25 protein-coding genes and 2 pseudogenes are annotated in these 21,689 nt (G+C 35.2%); all 27 read left to right on the plus strand.

Features of this window, described 5'->3' with window-relative positions; genetic code table 11:
* A pseudogene (locus tag T538_RS18455) lies at positions 1–204 on the plus strand (IS5/IS1182 family transposase); the annotation flags it as partial.
* 275 nt (positions 205–479) lie between these two features.
* Entirely contained in the window at positions 480–998 is a 519-nt protein-coding gene (locus T538_RS0112400) for a hypothetical protein (RefSeq protein WP_155993182.1), read from the plus strand.
* Positions 999–1,917: 919 nt separating this feature from the next.
* A complete protein-coding gene (locus tag T538_RS18460; protein WP_051663830.1) occupies positions 1,918–2,253 on the plus strand; it encodes a hypothetical protein in 336 nt (111 codons plus the stop codon).
* Between the two features lie 4 nt (positions 2,254–2,257).
* Entirely contained in the window at positions 2,258–2,569 is a 312-nt protein-coding gene (locus T538_RS0112410) for a hypothetical protein (RefSeq protein ID WP_031534083.1), read from the plus strand.
* A 300-nt stretch (positions 2,570–2,869) separates the two neighbouring features.
* A complete protein-coding gene (locus tag T538_RS18180) occupies positions 2,870–3,514 on the plus strand; it encodes a hypothetical protein (protein ID WP_031534084.1) in 645 nt (214 codons plus the stop codon).
* Positions 3,515–3,567: 53 nt separating this feature from the next.
* Positions 3,568–5,019, plus strand: coding sequence for a leucine-rich repeat domain-containing protein (locus T538_RS0112425; RefSeq protein WP_197025787.1), 1,452 nt, complete (start codon positions 3,568–3,570; stop codon positions 5,017–5,019).
* Positions 5,020–5,361: 342 nt separating this feature from the next.
* Positions 5,362–5,895: a hypothetical protein gene (locus tag T538_RS0112430; protein ID WP_031534088.1), complete on the plus strand. Its 534-nt coding sequence runs from the start codon at positions 5,362–5,364 to the stop codon at positions 5,893–5,895.
* 177 nt (positions 5,896–6,072) lie between these two features.
* Entirely contained in the window at positions 6,073–6,456 is a 384-nt protein-coding gene (locus T538_RS0112435) for a hypothetical protein (RefSeq protein WP_031534090.1), read from the plus strand.
* 257 nt (positions 6,457–6,713) lie between these two features.
* Positions 6,714–7,115: a hypothetical protein gene (locus T538_RS0112440; RefSeq protein ID WP_155993186.1), complete on the plus strand. Its 402-nt coding sequence runs from the start codon at positions 6,714–6,716 to the stop codon at positions 7,113–7,115.
* A 76-nt stretch (positions 7,116–7,191) separates the two neighbouring features.
* Positions 7,192–7,881: a hypothetical protein gene (locus tag T538_RS0112445; RefSeq protein WP_031534094.1), complete on the plus strand. Its 690-nt coding sequence runs from the start codon at positions 7,192–7,194 to the stop codon at positions 7,879–7,881.
* Between the two features lie 163 nt (positions 7,882–8,044).
* Positions 8,045–8,491: a hypothetical protein gene (locus T538_RS0112450; RefSeq protein WP_155993188.1), complete on the plus strand. Its 447-nt coding sequence runs from the start codon at positions 8,045–8,047 to the stop codon at positions 8,489–8,491.
* A 3-nt stretch (positions 8,492–8,494) separates the two neighbouring features.
* Positions 8,495–8,821 carry a hypothetical protein gene (locus T538_RS0112455; protein WP_031534098.1) on the plus strand — a complete coding sequence of 109 codons (327 nt, stop codon included), beginning with the start codon at positions 8,495–8,497 and terminating at the stop codon, positions 8,819–8,821.
* 114 nt (positions 8,822–8,935) lie between these two features.
* Positions 8,936–9,649, plus strand: a complete 714-nt coding sequence (locus tag T538_RS0112460; protein WP_155993190.1) for a hypothetical protein — start codon at positions 8,936–8,938, stop codon at positions 9,647–9,649.
* A 746-nt stretch (positions 9,650–10,395) separates the two neighbouring features.
* Positions 10,396–10,857, plus strand: coding sequence for a hypothetical protein (locus T538_RS0112465; RefSeq protein WP_155993192.1), 462 nt, complete (start codon positions 10,396–10,398; stop codon positions 10,855–10,857).
* 343 nt (positions 10,858–11,200) lie between these two features.
* Complete coding sequence (locus T538_RS0112475) at positions 11,201–11,701, plus strand: hypothetical protein (RefSeq protein ID WP_031541326.1); 501 nt, start codon at positions 11,201–11,203, stop codon at positions 11,699–11,701.
* Between the two features lie 54 nt (positions 11,702–11,755).
* Complete coding sequence (locus tag T538_RS0112480; RefSeq protein ID WP_031534107.1) at positions 11,756–12,646, plus strand: hypothetical protein; 891 nt, start codon at positions 11,756–11,758, stop codon at positions 12,644–12,646.
* Between the two features lie 14 nt (positions 12,647–12,660).
* Positions 12,661–13,272, plus strand: a complete 612-nt coding sequence (locus T538_RS0112485) for a hypothetical protein (RefSeq protein ID WP_031541328.1) — start codon at positions 12,661–12,663, stop codon at positions 13,270–13,272.
* A gap of 113 nt (positions 13,273–13,385) precedes the next feature.
* Positions 13,386–13,883, plus strand: coding sequence for a hypothetical protein (locus T538_RS0112490; protein ID WP_031534111.1), 498 nt, complete (start codon positions 13,386–13,388; stop codon positions 13,881–13,883).
* 34 nt (positions 13,884–13,917) lie between these two features.
* Positions 13,918–14,289 carry a hypothetical protein gene (locus tag T538_RS0112495; RefSeq protein WP_031534113.1) on the plus strand — a complete coding sequence of 124 codons (372 nt, stop codon included), beginning with the start codon at positions 13,918–13,920 and terminating at the stop codon, positions 14,287–14,289.
* Positions 14,290–14,587: 298 nt separating this feature from the next.
* Positions 14,588–15,730, plus strand: coding sequence for an ATP-binding protein (locus T538_RS0112500; protein WP_155993196.1), 1,143 nt, complete (start codon positions 14,588–14,590; stop codon positions 15,728–15,730).
* A gap of 130 nt (positions 15,731–15,860) precedes the next feature.
* Entirely contained in the window at positions 15,861–16,463 is a 603-nt protein-coding gene (locus T538_RS0112505; RefSeq protein WP_031534117.1) for a hypothetical protein, read from the plus strand.
* A gap of 169 nt (positions 16,464–16,632) precedes the next feature.
* Positions 16,633–17,322 carry a hypothetical protein gene (locus T538_RS0112510; protein WP_031534119.1) on the plus strand — a complete coding sequence of 230 codons (690 nt, stop codon included), beginning with the start codon at positions 16,633–16,635 and terminating at the stop codon, positions 17,320–17,322.
* Positions 17,323–17,487: 165 nt separating this feature from the next.
* On the plus strand, positions 17,488–18,786 hold the full coding sequence (locus tag T538_RS17810) for a hypothetical protein (protein WP_155993194.1): 1,299 nt from the start codon (positions 17,488–17,490) through the stop codon (positions 18,784–18,786).
* A 28-nt stretch (positions 18,787–18,814) separates the two neighbouring features.
* The gene (locus tag T538_RS17815) at positions 18,815–19,243 is read left to right on the plus strand and encodes a hypothetical protein (RefSeq protein ID WP_051656075.1); all 429 of its coding nucleotides are present in this window, start codon (positions 18,815–18,817) and stop codon (positions 19,241–19,243) included.
* An 803-nt stretch (positions 19,244–20,046) separates the two neighbouring features.
* Complete coding sequence (locus tag T538_RS17245) at positions 20,047–20,499, plus strand: Imm26 family immunity protein (RefSeq protein ID WP_034539127.1); 453 nt, start codon at positions 20,047–20,049, stop codon at positions 20,497–20,499.
* 9 nt (positions 20,500–20,508) lie between these two features.
* Complete coding sequence (locus T538_RS0112535; RefSeq protein ID WP_031534128.1) at positions 20,509–21,051, plus strand: DUF4348 domain-containing protein; 543 nt, start codon at positions 20,509–20,511, stop codon at positions 21,049–21,051.
* Between the two features lie 415 nt (positions 21,052–21,466).
* Positions 21,467–21,689 (plus strand): annotated as a pseudogene (locus tag T538_RS0112540) (IS982 family transposase); the annotation flags it as partial.

Consider the following 21,689-nt stretch of genomic DNA (forward strand, 5'->3'; position numbering starts at 1 on the left):
CGTCACTTCGGCAAGGGCAAGGTCACCATGGACTTTGCCTTCTTCGCCATTGCCTTTGACATCAAGAAAATGGCTGCCGTGATGAGAAAACAGGCACAGAACGGTCTCTCAAAGGCTGTTTTTATACCAATATACCGACTATATAACGCAAAATGCGGCTTCGTGGGTGCTTGTGACAGATTTTACATCAAAAAAGCGGCATAGAAAGAATCTTTCCACGCCGTGCCTGTAAAAAAACAAATAAGAGGATGTGCCTATTTTGACACACCCTCTTGGACTCGATGTATTTTTCAAACGAACTATTATCTTTACAAAAACAAAGCACAAAGAAAGGTTTTAACAATAATAGGAATCATTGGGTTGATAATGAATTCGTAGATAAACCTTCCTTCAAAATTGAAACAATAGAAAGAATACAAGACAGTACCATATACGCTGATATCACCATCCGAAACGGAGAGAGTAAATTTTCAGAAAAAATGGTACTAATCTTAGAGAATGCAAGTTGGAAAGTTGACGATTTTGTTCATGAAACATATTCGTACAAAGCAAATATCAGAAAAAGCCTAAATCTCCCAACGCCTTTAAAAGGCACATTGTCTGATTTTTCGGTAAAGTACAATCAAGACGAAGAGGACGATCATTTTGATGAAGAAGAAATAATTGATCGGACATACGGACATATCTGTCTGATGAAGAAAGGGAAAATAATTTCGAAGATTAAAATTCCTGATATGGACAGAAATGCAGAATTTGAATTTGGCGGCATAGAAAATACTTATATGGGATTTAATATCTATTTCAACTACGGACACGACCATTTGAGATGCTACAAGATATTAGTGTTTGAATTTGACAGAAACCAATTTTTCTTAAGAAAAATCATCAAGTACGGCACTATCGTAGTAGAAGGCGGCTTCGATTTAGAAAAGACCATAAAAGTTCTTGAGAAGCCATTATCTTTTGACAAGGTAAATATTGGGGATTTTGTTGGCTAATATCCTTCGGAAACAAGCGAACAAAGTTCGAGCGCAATAATTCGGCGGAATGGAAAAAGGCTTAGTAATTTAAACACTCTCCAGTTTGTGGAGATATGCTGCAAATTGCAAGAACGTTCTTTCACATCGTTGCACAGACAGTCAAGGCTCGACAGGAAGAGCGACTATAAAACGTATGATGAAACGATACTTTACGCAACTAAGCGTACAAAATAACCGCCACACATTCTCAACATAGATTCGTGCGGAGATAACAACAAAATTCCTCAGGCGCAACACGCGCAGTAAGGCAAGCATCGGAACTCCCTGAGGAACTAAATCCCGAACGAATCCCAAAGCCTTCCCCTCCACCAGTTTGTGGGGATTTGCAATCCCCACACATCCTTCCAGCCAAATCGGGAGTTTGCAACTCCCATTGTCGCAAGGCGACAAAACATCGCATCAAAAACAAACGTTTTTCAGCTTCGCATAACTTGTTTTTCAGCGGTGGAAATTACAAATTCCCTATTTTTCTCTCAGCCAAATTACAAATTCGGCTGAACAATGTCCCTTTGGTAGCAAGCGAACGGGGTTCGAGCGGCAAATTCGGCGAAACAAAATCACTACGACGAGGGGTCGCTATATATATATACTTCAAAAGGTGGATGGCTTGATATGACACATTTTATGTTTTATGCAGGCAAAGCTTATAATTATAGGTTGCAGAAAGAATCTGCTCAGAAACTATTAAACCCAAATCGGTCATTAGAAAAAATAAGTAGCAAAATGTAAGTTGGTTTAAATATTCAGAGTCAATCATTAGCACTTTTCGCTTATATTTTTATAGGCTCCGAATACTTATCTGAACATTATGTAAGGCAAAATTTCTAATGACCGATTTGGGTTAAAGGAAAATAGTGCTTACTTAGGAGAATCTTATTTGTATGTATATAGGCAAGCGAATATAGACCCTGTCGAAGAAACTATAAAAGACGGATATCATCAAGAGTCTAGTGATAGAATAGCAGCTAAGCATTCTGCATATAGTTACGAAGACTTGCCAACAGATAAATTCGGTGCTATTTTTGGAGCTAAATATTTTAATCCAAACAGCAAACTTTCTTTTGGAGAACATTTGAAAAACTATTTAGAGACATTAGGGGTAACAACCCCTGATAAGGCTCCGAATTATAATCAACTCCCCTCAAAAGAAGTAGAAACGCCTACTCGTGAGAATCATTCAACAAAACCTGTTTATACAAGTGATAATCCATAAAAAAATGAAAAAAATATTATACTTTGCTATCTTCGTAGTTTTCATAATCGTTTTAATAAAGTATATGCAATATAAAGAAGACAGACAATATGAAAATAAGGGGCAAGAACTTATTAACGAAATTGAATTATACAGAGGTTCACATAATAAATTACCAGAGACAGTGAAAGATATTAATGAGGTTGAAACAATGGGAAATGGACCATATTATGAGAAAGTGAACGAAACGACGTATAAAGTTTACTTTTGTGTAGGTTTTGACAAATATAAAATTTATGATTCAAGAATAAAAAGTTGGAACTACACTAATGATTAATCATAAGATGTGAAAGAGAAATTGACATATAGCTTCCCTTTATTAGGAATCACGTTCCATGAGACGGAGACGACCACGGTCGTGCCGGTCGTCTGGCTCTGGTTGAGGACGCGAGCGGCGGCGAGGCTTACTACTACGGCAAGATGGGCGAGGTTGTAAAGACCGTGCGCACCGTCATGGCAAGCGTGGCAGACATTCGCACATACGTCTACGGAGCGGAGGGAAATTGATTTTAAACTTGGAAGCGGCTAAACGCCCAGTCTTAAACAAAGAGGAAACTTTAGAATATTAGATTGAAGTATGAGAATAATAGTAACATTTATTTGTATTATATTTTTCCACACATTTGCATGCTCACAAATAGATATCCAAGATTCAATCATTGATATTTGTAAGAAGGAGTATCTATATGAATTATATAACAAATGTGGAGACTGCCAGATTTCTTTTAAAAAAACAGGCAAGAGAGACTCTTCGAAAATTCATCTTACAGAGGATATTTTAAAGGAGAATCTTTCGATTTTAAATTATGGAAATATCTGTTATCACATAAAGGGCAAACGCGAATCACTCCGCCACTCAATAAATGTTTGTTTCTTTGTTTTGGACAGAGATTATGATTCTGGTTTTATGACAACTCAAGGAGAAATAAAATCGGTCGCTCCATTGTATTACAAGTTGTTGAGAAAATCAAATTTTATAATATGCTTATACTTGTCAATACCTCCCGACTCAATTCTTGACCATGTAGGCTTTGTTAATGAGTTTTTCTTAAACAAAATAATTGATAGAATAAAAAATAGTACAATTTTTGTCTGTGGGGGACTTACAATCCCCACACATTCACGCAATAAAAACAGAATTGGGGTTTGTAACCCCAGTTCTTTAAATACAAGAACGTTCTTTCACATCGTTGCACAGAGAAATGATGGAAATGCGGTATAGAGAATTTGACGAAAATCGTAATTATATTGATAATGATAAATGTTTTAACTTTGATGAATAAAAAACTATTCATAACTTTATTTTTACTCATTCCCGTGTTTTGCATGGGAATGAGCAAAAACAAAATTGTGTCTGTTGACCGCAACGGAAAGGTTAAAGGTTGCACCTCTTTCATCGCAGAGAATGACAGCACTTTTCTGATAGACAGCATAAGATACAAGCTGATTAAGAACCATTTAGAAGTTACAGATTGTATTAAAAAAGAAAATTGCAGCAAAATAAAATTTGTGTATTCATTAAATTTCAAAGGAAAAAAATACAATGTAACCTCTATTGGAAATTACGTCTTTTTGTTTGATTATATTCTAAAAGAATTAGAAATACATAAGGGAATAACTTGCATAAAGCCTTATGCCTTTAATAATTGCAGCATTCAAGAAAAAATAAAAGTTGACAGAGACAACCAGTTTTATGATTCACGCAATAATTGCAATGCATTAATTGAGACCAAAACTAACACACTTATTATAGGATGTGGAAACACCTTAATTCCCAGCGATATACAAAGAATTGAACAGAACGCTTTTTTAGGAAACAAAATTCTAAGAAAAATAAAAATTCCAAAATCTGTGAAATCTATAGAATCGCTTGCTTTCTACAAGTGTTATAATTTGACAGAAGTCGAGCTTCCAGAAGGATTGACATCATTAGAAGAAGGCGTGTTTCAAGAATGCTTAAGTCTGTCAGACATACACATACCTCAGAGCGTAACAACAATCGGGGCATGGGCATTTTCAGGTTGCAATTTCGAAAGTATTGAATTGCCAAAAGGATTAAAACGAATAGAAGGGGCAGCTTTTATATCATGTAAAAAACTAAAAAACATAACTCTGCCACAAAGTGTTACATATATAGGAAAGGGGGCTTTCTCTTACTGTAAAAATTTGAAAAGTGTAGAAGTTTCTCCCTATTCCGAGATTGGAAATTCTGGTGTCAAAGCCGAAATTTCAGAAACCTCTGAACCAGAAGACTCTCTGGTTAATTATAGGGCTTTTGCCTATTGTGATAGTCTGGAAAAGGTAACGCTTCCTGATGGAATAAAAGAAATTGGTAGTGAATGTTTTCTTATGGATAATAGACTAAGAAGAATTTTTATCCCAAACTCAGTTGAAATTTTAGGTATAACGGCGTTTTGTCCATGTGAATCACTTGAAAATATAAAACTTTCAGAAAATTTACATGTTGTAAGATTTGGAGCTTTTGGTAATTGTATAAAAATAAAACGTATTATAATACCAAACAAAGTAACGACATTAGAGGGAAAGATTTTTGGCGGGTGCATAAACCTTGAAGAAGTGAAACTTCCTGCAAGTCTGACAAATATTGGAGAAAAGATATTTTACAAGACTCCAAATCTCAAACGTATCGTCATTCCAAAAGGAAATCTCGATAAATTCAAAAGTAAACTAGAAAATGAATATCACCACCTGCTTGTTGAAGAATAAAACCCGAACGAATCCCGAAGCCTTCCCCTCCCCTTCGTTCTGCCGAATTTCCGAATTCGGCAGCATCAATAGACGGGAGTTTGTAACTCCCATTGTCGCAAAGCGACAAAACATCGCATCAAAAACAAACGTTTTTCAGCTTCGCATAACTTGTTTTTCAGCGGTGGGAATTTCAAATTCCCGATTTTTTCCTCAGCCAAATTCTTGCGTCCCTTTGGTAGCAAGCGAACAGAGTTCGAGCGGCAAATTCGGCGAAACAAAATCACTACGACGAGGGGGGGGGAAATTAATCAAAACTGAAAATGTTACATCTAATAAAATAATCAAAGAATAGAAAACATCATGAATATGTATAAGCTCCTTTTTATTGTACTTTGTTGTGCATTACACATGCACTGTAATGCACAACACACATCGCAGGTGTTATTAAAATATGAGAACTATCCAGTTCTTAAAGTAATTGATATTTTAGGATACGATTACGCAATGTATTATGATGGTTCCAACCAAAAAAGTCTCCAGTTTTATAGTAATGACGTGGCTAAACTATTGGTTGAAAAATTTTCCACCATAGAAAGGGACACATCTGCAACCAAATTTACGGGGTATGACGTATATGCAAAACTTGTCTGTCAAATAGAAGGATATGGATATGATGTTTTGGTTCTTTCTAAATTTGGAGACGAGGAATTTGGAGACGAAAAATATATTCTTGAATTGAACGGCAAGTGTATGAAAACAGACGAGCCTTTATTGCGTTTTGTTTTAAGTTTGATTTCTTATCACAAATCGACAAAGTTTCCAAGTGTGATAGAAGAAGATGTTGCAAAAGCATTATGGAACAAAAGCACGCAAAAGCAGCAAGAAAATAACTAAATCCCTGCTATTGTGGATATATAGTCCGCTTTTGTTTGTGGAGATTTGCAATCCCCACACATTCTAGTCGGGTCGGGTGAAAGTCTTATTCAAGCATATCCGTGGATTACAGAGATTAAAAAAAGAGAATCTCCTAATTACAAGTCAAAAAATATACCTGGTATATATTATAAAAAAATGAAAAACATTATAGTATACTTAATTTCGACAACGCTACTTGCGTCTTGCAAAGTCCAACAATTTGATATAGCATCAATGAGCGGTAGATATGTTGGAGTAGATAGGGCGAAGAACACCCTGTCAACGTCCACACGATTAGAATTAAACAAAGATAGTACCTGCTTATTTGAAAGGTCTATGGACTTATCAAAAAATATATGTCAAGGCAAATGGGGAATAGTAAATAATTGTGTGATAAATATTACTTGTAATAATAATCCTATTCTAAGTGATATTGAGAAAGCATTGCAATGCGGTGATTATATCGAAGATTCTCTCCAAATAAAAATCTTGGACAAGGACAAACTAAGGATAGGGAGTGTCATTTTAAAACGAAAGTAACCCTGCTCTCTGGGATTTGTAACAAATATGCAAGTTGGGATTCCCTACTCTCGGGAATTAAGTAACCTGTTTTGCTTGTGGAGACTTGCAATCCCCCCCACATTCACGCAAATTAAACAGAATTGGGGTTTGTTCTCCCAGTTCTTTAATGTCAAAATGATAGGCTATCCTATAAAGATTTAGGGAGCGACAAGCCTCAGAGTTGTATTACAATGCAACAAATAGAAAGAACGATAGAAGAAATCGACCTTCAAAAAATGGGAAAGGATATTATATTTATGACGAAAAATATTGGAATGAACAGTAAAAAAATACTCTTTTTACTGTTACTTACATTTGCAGATATAGGCTATTCTCAAAATTGCGATTCAATAAGCGAATATCCTCAATTTGGCAATAAACAAATTGATATTATATACTATATCAACAAACATATGCCAAAGGATCTGGAAAAATTCAGCTTTGGGTTCAATCTAAAAATAGATTCTACAGGAAACGTAATTGAGGTCAAGTCTACAAAAGGAATGTTGTGCAAAACAGACTCTGATTTCATTCGTATGTTTATGAGTATGCCAAAATGGAAGCCTGCAAAAAATAAAGTTGGAAAAAAAGTCGAATACACAGTATATATTCCTCTGAATATAAGACCTAATTATTGAGTCTGTCTAAACTTTTGTTTCCAACCCTCTGAGATATGTAATCAAATTGCAAGAACGTTCTCATGGCTTACGTTTAATGGAAGGAAAAGCTATAGCATACAACAAAATAGAAACTTATTCTTACATTAGTTCAGAAGGACAGAAAGTAACGGTCAATGGAAGAACCGAGGAACTTAAAACTGTTGGAGTTAAGGGAACATTTCGCTATAGTGAAAATAAACTCAAAGTAGAACATGGTCTAGAAAAAAGGAGAGCTTATTATATGAAATACATATTTGGGATTTTTATCCTATTCTGTCTTTTATCGTGCAGCAATCACACCAAAAGAGAAACCAAAGACGATTTGTTGTGCAAATGTATTATTTTTCCAACAGGAACTCTTAACGAGACATATCAAATAAACCTGTATGAAAATGGTACAATCTGTACGTTTTACGGAACAAGGGACAAAAATTTTGACGTGCGTACAGAACGTGGAGAAACTACAGAAAAAGTTGTCGTAGAAAGCATTAAAAAGAAGATGACAGGCAAGATAAAGCATGAAGAACTGGAAGAAATAAAGCAATGTCTGCTAAGAAATGAAGAAAAACGATGTTTTCATCCAGAGCACATGAACAACAAAGATTCATGGTGCGTTCTGATTGAAACACACAAATCAACATTCTTGCACGGATTATGCGATTTCGACAATAATGATGTGGAACATATATATAACCAACTAAAAGAAAAATCGCCTCTTCATGTAAACATACATGGCTGGTCATAAAATCAGCCATGTTCTCAGGGATATGTAACGAATTTTGCTTGTGGGGAATTTGCAATCCCCCACACATCCTTCCAGCCAAATTCTTGCGCCCCTTCGGTAAAACTCGGCGAGACAAATCCACAACAACGAGGGGTTCGAAAAAAACAAAAACAGAAAATAATTTATGAAAAGATTATTTATATTCATTATGACTTCTTTGTGTTTCACAAGCATATACGCACAATGTGAAAAAGGAAGTCTTTACGACAATTTGTTTTTTACAAATGGAATCTGTGAAAAAGATTTCATAGTCGAGTTTTTGTCATTTGGAAAGAATCCTTTAATTAACGTTCAAAACGAAGTTAAGAACAAACTTAAAGGAAAGATTAAGAGATTGCCGAACAGTTCGGCTGCTTTTCTGTATAATGGAACAAGATATTATATTAGTGTAGACAATAAATGCGATTTACCAAAAATATCCAAAGGGGATAGCATAAGGGTAAAAATTGTATTTTTCGAGGATATAAGACAACCTCACAAATACGAGAATAACTTTGCTCTAATAAAAAAAATTACATTATATTCTCCAGCCCCTACTCTCGAAGATATTTACACTAAAGAAAATCCATAGACGATGATAACTATCATAAAAATATTTTTGTTTGTTGTTTTAATACTTTTTTTTGCTTGTAGCGAGGAAAAGAAAATGATAGAAAAGGGAAATCTAATTGTTTCTAAAATCGAGAACTATCGAAACAAATTCGGAAAAGTCCCAGATTCTCTTTCTGTTATAGGTATAAAAGTAATAGATGAATCTAATCCTCCTTTTTTTTATCAAAAGGAAGGAAAAAATGCTTATTCTATATCTTTTAGCAATGGTGTAGGTGAATCTAAAATATTTTATTCTGACACACAACAATGGGAAGATCTGCCACGAGAAATCAAGACCGATTTTAGGTGAAACTCACCATATAAGTCCAAATCAACCCTTCGTTCAGCCGAATTTGGAAATTCGGCGAAACAAATAAAAAACTGATATTCCACAAAATGTTAATTATAAAATAGAGCAATGATAATGAATGATTTAAAAAAACTGTTTCGCATCTTGTTAATGCTAACCGTTATCTTGGTAATATTTCAAAGTTTCAAAAGGGCTTCCTTTGAATTCAATTGCCTGCGTATGGAAAACGAGTGCCCCTCTGTTCATAAAGCATCCGTGCTAAGTTTCGACACTATTGTTTATGGTTTTAGTAGAGAAACCCGAATTTCAAAACATGCATCATCTGATGAAAAAATTCAGTATCAAATCAATGAAAAGAAATTAATAAAAATAGCTGATTCTATCTGTCAAAAATCAGTTCCGTTCTTTGATACTCTCGTATATGGATGCCATCAGACAAACGTAAAACTATGTCCTAACGGCTCTCTCTACAATAGACATGACAAAACCACATCAAAGGTAATTAACCCAATTTTTCGATGTGGTCGGCTGTGTGGAGTTCGCATCTATATCGATTCTTCCGGTATGTTCGATATGGATGATTTCATTAAACAGCGTAATCTTGTTTATGAAAAAATAGGAATGAGTCCGTTTCGGCTAAATGAAAATCTATTCAAAGGAAATAAGGAAGATACAATTACATTTTATTCAACATGGAACGATTCTGAAATAACCGAAATGGTGATTGCCAATAAATCTTCTTGCTTTAGCAAAATATGTATAGAATCTTCATTATTGAAACCATACTCTCGGGAGATTTCCATGGCTTATGGAATTAATAAGAAATAAAGAAAAAAAATGACGATAAGCATTAAAATTAAGAAGGGACTTGTAAAGGCAAATATAATTTTGGGATTTATTTTTGCTGCTTTATTTGTATTGACTTGTACTTTGTGGAGCATTTGTTCGATGTTGTACTACTATTCTGTCTTGTCAGAATTATCTGATTATAGTATAAAAGAGTTTATTCTTAACTACATTACTTTAAATTTATTCTATTTGATTATATCGCATACTTTTGTGTCATGTGCGATGTTTTATAAATCAACTTATAGGTGTATTACACGCGTCACAAGTCTATTGATGAACAAGCTTGTGATGTTTTATAAATCAACTTATAGGTGTATTACACGATACATTATACGATATAAGTATATTAACTATATAATGATTTATTCCACATTGGGAACTTATTGTAGTCCCTTACTAAGATTTTTGTTAGGACCAAAAATCGCAAGGACTGAAACTGAAAAATGGCATGGGAATTCAGATATGCTATTTTCAATGGTGCCATTGTTGAATATTTATTTGTACAGAATAGTATTGCGTCGGCATGATTTAGACTTGAAGGGCAAGTCAGCTGTATGGCTGTATCTTACAGGTCGCTTGGCATATACACTTATTGTTTGTATGAATGAGTCTGGCAGAAAGTATCTGAAATGGGACTAATAAATCATAGCTTGTACATCAAAACAAATTGGGAGAAAAATAGAGCAACTGGATAAATGGTGGAACGCATATATAGAATCGGAAGAATGAAAAAAATAATACAAACTGTTTTTATTTTCGTAGTATTGTATTCTTTCATGGCATGTACAACAGACCACTCGTTCATGTTGGACGAGAAACGACAGATTATTGTTGTACATAACTTGCTAATTTTAGAAATTGAATCTGACAGTACTCAAATAGATGATGGACATTTATTCTTTATTACTAAGAAAGATCCGTATGAAACAAGAAGATCAGATACTATAAGATTACAAGGAACAACCACAGAAATATCTATTGAAGAAATAATGACAGGTACTGGCTATAAGAGAAAAGAAAGAGTAAAATTACGTCCTAATAGGAAATATACTATTACACATTCGGGGATGGGTGGACGTGTATTTATTCAAGAGTTCTTTTGGACGGATTCAAACGCAATATTAAGGGTTGATTCTACAAAGAAAAAAATAACCAGTCCACTACAGTCCAAAGAAATTGTCCCATAAGTTCAGCTGACCATCATCGCAGTCATTCTGAGTACGTTTTGTTTTAACAAATAGCTCACCTAAGGGCTTCCTCTCAAAGAGAACTTTCCCGATGGCAGCCGATATAATATAAAGATATTGATCTATATTGCAATGGCAAGTAGCAGATAGTCGCAAATAGCAATACAAATCTGCGAGAACATTGCATTCTGACTCGTTCCGTAGAACGACTTGATGTGCAGTCGCTGCTTAATCTTACGCAACTAAGCGTACAAACATAACCGCCACACATTTCAACACAAAATAGTGAAATATGAGATATCTTGTAGTTAAATTTATTATTACCGTTTTTTGCTGCTTGTCTATGGATACATTAGCACACGGGCAAAAAAATATCACATATCATATTAACGAAAGAGACTCCGTCTTTTATCGTGAAGGAAGCTACGCAATTGAACGATTGGAGATGAAAAATACAGAGTCCATTCTCTTCAATGTCATGAAAGAACTGGCAGTAAACGATTCTTGTGAGATGTACATAGTCAGAATAGGCAACAAAAAGATAGCTATACAAAACTGGGAGTACAGAGGCATAAGAAACCTTAAATCAACCAATATATATGGAATGTTCAGAATCAAAGGAAAAGACTTTTTGATATGCTATAATAATTCTGGCGAATTGAAATCTGTCAGAAAATTGTATAGTAAAAAGAAAGAGAAGATTAGCTTTAAAATTCAATATAAAAGACTTCCTGATGATTTCTACATAATTCAAAATGATATTGTTACGTTATATAAGGGAATCTTAGACCATAATGATATCTTGATTCAAGAAAAAACATATAATAACCGAAGAATAAAATGAAATTCAAGGAAATCAAAAGCCACAGTTTAAAAAATTTCAAATCTAAATATTAACATGAAATATCTATTTATCATAGCAGCAATCGTTCTGAATATCACCAATGTCATGGCGCAGTCAATCATAATAAAAGCAGAACCGATTACGCCAGAATATCACGGAGAAGAATTAAAGACTAAAATCCGAGACTACATTTCGGGTGATATAGAAGAGGATATTGCAGACTTTATATATGGAAGTTTTCCTCAACCAGACTATCCGTTAGAACAGTTTATTACTATGGATGTGATAGATTGTATGAAAGACTATAGCCGACTACCATACCAGGCTTCAAAAGATGTTGTATATGGACATTTTGAGTTATTTGATATTGACACATTCAGGTGGCTTGAATCAAAACTAAAAAGAGAAAAAAGATATGATGACCTATTGGAACTTAGTGTTCTGTTCTGCAGAGACAAGAATGACAGTATTGCCCGAAAATACTGGAACTTGTATGATAAAGAAAGGCTTAGCAGAGGATACGGAATTCAAAATTGGGATAATGATACACAAAGAATTTTAAGAGAAGTAAAATCTTATTATAAAGCACCCTATCCCGAATATTTCAAGATTCTGAAGAACGGAGATTTGTCATACTACAACCAGATGAAGAAGAAGAAATATCCGATGCGAAAGCTTCTTCTGTTCTCTATAATATTGGCAAACAAATACAAGAATCCGGAAGCCTGCTACGATGTTTACAAGGCTTATCTCGATTTCATCAACCATTACGGAATAGTCAAGCCATCTGTAAGGCTGAACATCTTGCGTATGTCCATGCCATTCCTGAAGAAAGGTGCAGCAATGGGCAACATCGACTGCAAAAAAAAGCTTGTTTTGCTCAGCACTCCTGAGACAATAAAAGTTCTGACAAAAATAACACAAGCTGGAAATTATCTTTTTTAGAATTTATAAAACAAATGACAAAATACATTCCACTAATCATCTTGGCTATACTATGCATGTCGTTTAAACCAGCAAATGGTCAGAATACAGACATACATAATAGCGATACAGTTGAGTTCACCAAAATTGCGCAATTATGTGTGCCATTCCCAGAAGATATGAGAGATTCTGTATGTTCTGTGTATAACTTGGATTTTAGCGTTTATGCGAACTTTGAGTACGATTCCATTACTGAGGAAACAAGATGTGAAGCGTTAAAAGGAAATGTATTCTCTTATCATCCTTCTTGGGATATAATATATTTCTTTTACGAAGACTTCGATGCTGAATATTGTAGAATTAGAGTTGGTGAATCATGGAAACTAATCAAGAAAAAGTTAATTTACGATATACACGAATTAGTTCCTTTTTTATGCTCAATGGAATATTGGGCAAGGCAGACAGATGAATTCTTTCAAGAAGACTTAAAAACAAAAATTGAGCCTTCAAATAGACATGAATTAAAATGCAAAATTAAAGAAGTAAAAGGTGATTGGATTAAAATCCAAAACGGAGAATTCAAGGCTTGGGTAAAATGGAAAAATGGTTCTACGGTATTTCAAGATTGCCTAAGGTTTGACATATAACAATTTGTTTGGTAATGCCTTGTCACTACTCTCGTAGATATTTAGTATGTTTGTGGGGGATTTTCTCCAATTCATGCTATTATGGCAAAGGCAAACTAAAAGATTAAAAGATTATGCAAATTAATATAAAACAAATTGAGCGTGTCGCAAAATGGGGATTCGCTTCTCTTCTGTCTATAGTGGGAATATTATTCTTACTCTTTCTATCTTCTGAGTGGTTATGTCCAGAATTCTGGGGAAGTCAAAACGTTGGTAAGAACTTATACATTTTACATTGGGAACGCGATACATATCTGTTTGTCTATAGCACAGATGTTCATGGCAGAACATGTTATCATGGCGCACCAATTATTCCTTCATACAAGAATGATGGATATGCCAATACTTTTGTAAAAAAGTGGGGCTATACGGATAAACGGATCGCACTCATAGCATATAATTTTGCCAATAGCCGTAACGAGTATTTTATTGTTGAGAAGAATTATGAAACTGATGCGAAAGATACATTGGCTGCCAATAAGATAAGGGATGAGCACATAACACAAATCACTGATAGTGCGCAATTTATAAAAGAGTGTAAACTTCACGGCATCAATATTGTATGTGAATAGCCATAAATGCAGAACAGAACAGAAAGAAAAGTTTATGAAACACAAAATTATCTTTGCAGCATGTATTACTGCAATTGTATTTGTCTTGATTTTTGGCATAGGGATTACGACTGCTCTAAATGACGAACCAACATCAGAAACAATATGTGATTTGAAAATTCACAACAAAAATATTAAGATTACAGTTGTTACTCCCCAATTGATGATGAATGACGTTGTGACGAAGGTTGAAATCAATCAGGAACAATCTTACACATTCATAGGGTATGATTCCATTGAATCTATAGACGTTAATGCAGACAGTCTGCGTTTAGTTCTTTCCTGTTCGTTACACAATACAAAAGTTGACACCTTAGTTGTTTCATTGAATAACAACAAACATACCTCAGACGCAACAGCGCAGTAAGGCAAGCATCGGAACTCCCTAAAGGACATTCATCTATGGCATTCCCGTATGCCCAAACCCGAAGGCATCCCGAACGAATCCCGAAGCCCTCCCAACGTTTTGACGAATTTACGCCCTCGAACTCTTTTCGCATACTATCTAAGAGAGTTCGAGGGACTAATAGTGACATTACATCGCGTTTCCCATTTTAATCCAGAAAAGGTGTTGTTTTCTCAGAATTTATTTGTAAATTTGTAATTAGGATTTTTGGTTCCTAATTTTTCCATTCCTCAATTTTTTAAAGACTATGGCAAAGACGATGCTGCGACTACCAATAGGCATACAAGACTTTGAGAGCCTCCGTATAGATGGCTATACATACATTGATAAGACGGAATATGTATATCGACTTGTCAATGAAGGACGCTATTACTTTCTTTCGCGCCCACGACGCTTCGGCAAGTCATTGCTGCTGTCTACCATCAAGGCGCTGTTTCAGGGCAAGCGCAACCTGTTCAAAGGCTTGGCTATCGATCAGAAAGAGGACATAGACTGGGCAGAATACCCTATATTGCATCTTGACTTGAATACCGAGAAGTATGACAGCAGGGAAAAACTAGAAAACAAAATAAATGTTTTTCTTTCCGAACAAGAGAAACTATACGGTAGAGAAGAGTGGGAACGTTCCTTCGGCACACGTTTCGAGGGTGTAATAAAACGTGCCTACGAAAAGACTGGTCGGCGTGTAGTCATACTCGTAGATGAATATGACAAACCTATGCTGCAAGCCATAGGCAACAAAGAACTGCAAGACGAATACCGCGCAACACTCAAAGGCTTCTATGGAGCGTTAAAGTCGATGGATGGCTGCATCAAGTTCGCCATGCTGACGGGAGTTACTAAGTTTGGAAAAGTCAGCGTATTCAGCGACCTTAACAATCTAATGGATATCTCTATGCTGAGGAAATACCACAACATCTGCGGTATTACAGAAGAGGAACTGCTTGCAACTTTTGACAAAAAGATAGACGAACTGGCAGCGGACAACAATATAACTCGCGATGAGTGCATAGCCAAGCTAAAGAATATGTATGACGGCTATCACTTTAACGAATATGCCAAGGAAGGAATATACAATCCGTTCAGCGTGCTCAACACATTAAACAACGGAGATTTCCGCAGCTACTGGTTCGAGACTGGCACACCGTCGTACCTCGTAGAACTGCTGCGCCGACATCACTACAATCTGGAGCAGATGTCGAAGGCTGAGGTAACAAGCGACGTGCTTAACTGCATCGACGCAGAGTCTAACGACCCAATACCCGTAATCTACCAGAGCGGCTACCTCACCATCAAGGATTACGACCCTGAATACGAAATATATACGCTTGGATTCCCCAACGAAGAAGTGGAGAAGGGATTCATCAGGTTTCTGATGCCTTACTATCTCAATGGCGAGTAAACTTCTCTAATGCCACCCGTACAATAGAAAAATACGTCATCGAAGAGGCTTGACACAAAGAAGCCGATATTCATCAAGGAACAGGGCAACCACTCCGTACCTGCCGAATGGGCGCAGAATGTAAAGGAAGATGAAAAGTACCGAATTGAATAAGATTATGAGAAAACTCTCCTTCCCGTCTTATACAAAGAAGGGAAGATTGGCATATTCTGTCATTGAACACGAAAGTGGGACTAAATTATTGAAGGGATTTTATCTTGATTCCTCTATAAATGAGGATTGCTTCTTTATTCAGTATTTTGTCCAATCCTTGTTTGACCCTTTTCCACATCTCAACTTTAGTCTGGGAAACAGATTAGGCGGGCATCTTAATCCTTCAGAAATCGACAAAATCAACAATATGCTAAATTCGTTCAAGGAATTTGAACGTCTGACCTGTTTTTCAGACTATATTCCATTTCTAAATGCCCATCCTTATTATGGTTCGGACGTTAGCAGACTCAAATGTTATGCATTTCATTATTATCTGCAATCTGATTTTGAGAACTCAAGAATTTATTTTAATAAGATTTTAGATTTTGAAACGCATCCAAATTCTGATTGGTTTGAGGACGACATAAATATAGCCCGAGAATTTGTAGGTTTTCTTGATTCTTATTCTTACGACAAAGGTCAAGAGAGATTACTACAATGGCAAAAAGAGACTATAAGGAGTTTAAAATTAGACATTTAACCAGCTATCTGAGCCCGGTAACAGATATTTTGGCAATACAACACATAGGCACAATGAAATGCTTGTTTTATTATAATCATATTATTGCTAAACGCTAAAACATGGCAAATCAATACTTCCATCGATAATGAAGGTGTCTCATGTTGAAGTAAAAGAAATAAAGTAAAAAATGAAATTATCAGATATTAAAAAAGAATATTTCTTATTGTTGGAAGACAGAATGAAAGAATTTGGTTTTAAACCAAATAAAAAAGATTTTGCTTTCAAGAAAGAAACAAAAGACGTTCTCTTTCAAATCTCTATCATCTACAATTTTGGAGTTGAATGTGTTGAATTACTTCCTTTTATGGAAATTAAGCGAAAAGATATTCACAAAATATGTGAATTGAATAACTATGAACTCAATTATACTGCATTTATAAATCTGTTTTTGTATCAAGAGATTCTAAAAGGAAACTTTAATGACGAGACAGAATGGACTATGGGATATAACGAGACAGATCGATTTAAGGTATATAATTCTACCGACATGAAAGTCTTCTGCCATTTCTTATCTGATTTCATGACAAATGTAATGTCTTTTTTTGAGAAATATAGTATATTGAATGGAATAGACTCTTTGTTCAATACAGATCCTGAATACAAGTTTAATCCTTATTGTTCTGGAATGGATACTCATTGTATTATTGGCTTAATTTCGGCTAAATTGTGTAATCATAACTATGAAGAAATTAAGGAGGTTTACAAAAATGAATTGCACATCAATTCAAAACACCATGCAGAAAGAACCTTGAAATGTTTTGACAACTTAATAAAATATTTCGAAAAAAATCCTACTCCCTTACACTCGCAAGCGTAATGCAAACCACCTCCGACGAGGGAAAATAAAATTCATGATGAAATACTTTATCCCAAATCGGTTATTAGGATGGCTATTTTCGTGGTTACTTTCATAACCGTTTGATAACAAGCACTTTACAAATTGAATTTTCTAATGACTGCCATTAGAAAAACGAGCTTACAAGTGGCTTACTTTCAAGGCTTTACAAACTTAACCACGGATTTATGTACTTCTAACGACCGATTTGGGTTTATTATATTTTTCACACTTTGCATCATTACGAGACATACCGTTCTTGCACAAAAAGATGCAACAACGAAATCAATTAACGGACATGAGTTTGTTGATTTGAGTCTGCCGAGCGGCAATCTGTGGGCAACAACGAATATTGGAGCACGTTCAGAATTCGAGCCGGGCAACCTGTTTGCTTGGGGCGAAACTTGTCCTAAGTCTGCATATAGTTGGAACAATTACAAATATGCAAAAGGGAATTCAAGCAAGTTAACAAAATATTGCTACGATAGCGCAAGATTTGGAAACAACGGATATGCCGACACACTAAATATTTTAGAGCCGAAAGACGATGCAGCAACGGCAAACTGGGGATTTCCTTGGCACATGCCTACGCAAGAAGATTTTCGGGAATTGGCAGAATGTTGTAATTGGACATGGACAAACAGCTATAAGAACTCAGGAACAGAAGGCTTCATCGTTTCATCTACCAACGGTAACGCCATATTCCTACCTTCAGCCTGCAAATATAATCCCGATGACCCTTCTTCGGGCAAATATGGCGGATATTGGTCTTGTGTGCTTAGCCAAGAAAAATACCCGAGCCATGCATACGAACTGAACTTCGAAGAATGTCCCGATGTTGATGCACGTATAGACAGATGCTGCGGAAACAGCATCCGTGCCGTTTTCTCTCCAAACAACTCAGCCCCAAGATTCAAGAAAAAGACAAAAAAGGAATTGACTGACAAACAGATTGCCGAGATAAACAAATCTGACAAATCCACCCCCATTGAAATATTGGGCTTGAAGCCGAAACTGTGGGGAAACATAGACGGATTTTGCCATAAAATGACCGAGCAAGGATTTGTCCGCGACATCTACATGGAAGAATCCGACAATCGAAGATTCTTTTACGGAACTTACTTTGGCGATTCTTGTCACATCGTTGTCGAGTACGACATAAACACAACCTTTGTTTTCTGTGTAGAAATCAGCCTCAAGATCAAAGGAAAAGAAGATGGGCTCAGAGTTCTCGAAAAATTACGCAGAATCATGGAGAAAAAGTATGGAGTGTTTGAGAGCGAGGATATTTCCCTTGCCAGAAGACATATTGAAGGTGGGCTTATTGTATCAAAATATGAATACAATCACTACGATAAACAGTCCATTATTGAGCTATCATTTATCAACAAAAACAATATTCCAACCGAAGATTTAGAGCTATTCAAAAAAGTTTACGGACTATAAGGTTAGCGCCACATAACATACAGATTAAATGGAAAAGTTTAAAATCGATTTATTTGAGAAAGAAACGGGGAATCCTTTTCCTTCGTTTCAAGAATTGAGCAAAACAGATTGTAATATATGTTATCATCATTTCCAAGAAAAGACGCAAGTATATGATTCCCAAGTATCTGTTTTTGATAATTTTCAATCAAATGCTTTATTTATAGAGAAGTATAACGCTCTTGACGAGAACTTTGATATATTAGACGTATTTAAAAAATTGAAATTATCAAGTGATATTATATATATTGATTGGGATGAATTTCAAACAATAGATAAACTTCAAACACATGATTTCTCAAAATATTTTAGCGATATTTGGTTTCCTTACTCAGATAATATAATTATCTTTCCCCAAGATATGACTATTTTAATTATGATTAGACATGATGGTGCAATATTCTATCTTGAAAACTAAAATGAAATCTGTAAGAAGTCTGGAGTTGAAGAAAACAATTAAGATGGCAGATTTAAATATCGACGATTACTTATATTAGTTATATCATGGGAAAAAGTTTATTAGAAAGAGTAAAGCATATTAAGAATTTATTAAAATCTCCATTATACAAATGCCTATATATACTATTCCTTTGTGGAGTAGGTCTTGTATTTGTGGAGATTGCAACCATACTGTTTATTGTTGTGTGCCAATTAACCGATGCCGGCATCGTGTTTCGGCATGACAACGATATATACACAGCTTTGGGAGTGCTTTTGTTTTTTACAAATCACATTATGCACGCAATACTTAACCTTATATTGTATGAGCCTGAGTATGAAAACAAATTTAGGCTTTGGAGCAACACACACAATGGGTATATTTGCACAATCCTTACAATGGGCTTATATAATACATACCTATTGGCGGTATATTACAGAATACATGAGTATTCCAAAGATTACCTTTGCTATAGTATTCATAGTGATGATCTTGGTCTGGCGATTGAGCAAATTCCTATATTAAACATCTTCACTTATATAAAGATAATGAAGTGTTTAAGAAAAGCATATCCAGTTCTGACATGGAAGTTTATGTGGAAACTATATTTCCAAGCCCGTTTAACATCTTATCTGATTAACAACGACTATCCATATCCACAAGATGCACAACGATGGTAAATCATTTGCGTCCCTTCGGCAAGCAAGCAAACGAAGTTCGAGCGCGGAAATTCGGAGAAACAAAGCGACTAATATAAACTCTAATAATAAAATTAAAGACAGATGAAAAGACAAAAAGAGACAGTAGGATCTATATTAGAGATTAATATAGAAAATAAGTATTTCACTTATGCACAAATACTTAATGGAGTATGTGTTTTCTTTGATTATCGTAGTAAAGAACATCTGAAGGATTTCACTATTTTAGAGAATGCACCTATACTATTTTTCTTATGTGTATATAAACAAGTAATTACACAGGGAGACTGGTTAAAAGTTGGCAAGATGCCTATACGTGAAGATTGCAAGGTTATACCTAATCAATTCATTCAAGACCATTTTAATCCTGATAATATTGAAATGTATATCACCGAAACAGGGGAAATAGTTCCTTCTACAAGAGAAGAATGCATGGGATTAGAACGTTGTGCCGTGTGGGACTCAAATCACGTAGAAGACAGAATACGCGACCATTACTTGGGCGTTCCATGTGTCTGGGAAGAACCGATGAAGTGATAGTACATAATGAATGGCATCAGCCTTACCAAATTCTTGCGTCCCTTCGGCAACAAGCGAACGGAAATAGAGCGCGAAAATTCAGCAAAACAAAAGAATATTAAGCCCATGCATTTTATAACAATGAACAAATATATTTACGCAATTCTCGTCTTATTGTGTTTTGGATGCCAGCATCCAGAAAAACAACGAGTTGACAACAATATGCCTTTGACAATAAAAAATAACAAACGCTCCTTCAAAGACTTCTTAATAAAATTCAGTTCAGATTCAGTCTATCAAATAAATCATGTTTCTTTTCCAATAGAATTACGATGCAACGGATATGATTTTGAAGGAGAAGATACAACCTATATCATAGGCAATAAAGATTGGAATCATACCAATCTGTTTGATACTATAATAGACGGACAAAAGGTATCTACTATTATTGACGAGAGCAAGAATATGGCTACCATGAGAGGAGAAGAATGTGGAATTTTAGTACACTATATGTTCAAGAAAAGCAACGGTACTTGGATTCTGCATAAAATAATAGATTCTACAAATTAGAAAGCTTGTATAGATTTGCAATCACCACACATTCACGCAACTAAACAGGACAAGGGGTTGCAACCCCAGTTCTTCAACGTTGCACAAAACATTCAAGGTTCTACAAAACTACATTAACCAATACAAAACTACTATGCATGGAAAAAGAAATCAAAGCAAGCCTTGTAAAGAATAACTTAGATTTTACAAGTCATGCGTTACAGTTGTTACAGTTACAGTTCGTTTTTTGAGGTACTGTTATGTTTCTTTCAAAGTACCCCTATACTATATATAACTAATTAATAATAAATAATATATATATAAATATATATAATACGCCAGTTCGGGATAAGAAAAGTCAAATAAAAGTTGGTAATCTCGCTATTTATTTGTATCTTTATAGTTGAAAACAAACAAGTTACAAAATATAATAGCAATGATTACCAGAGACAAAGTTACAGAAATTTTCTGTATTATCGACGAGTTTGACAAGAATTTGAACGAGGAATTGAAGAAAAACCTTCGTCTGCCATCCAAAGACGGCAGCGGAAAACGTCACAGAAACCGTAAGGGAAGACTCTCCGAAAGCGAGATTATGACCATCCTCGTATGCTATCATTTTGGCACATACAAGAACTTCAAGGAGTATTATCTCAGCT

Source organism: Bacteroides sp. Ga6A2, assembly GCF_000702225.1.
Taxonomy (GTDB): Bacteria; Bacteroidota; Bacteroidia; order Bacteroidales; family Bacteroidaceae; genus Ga6A1.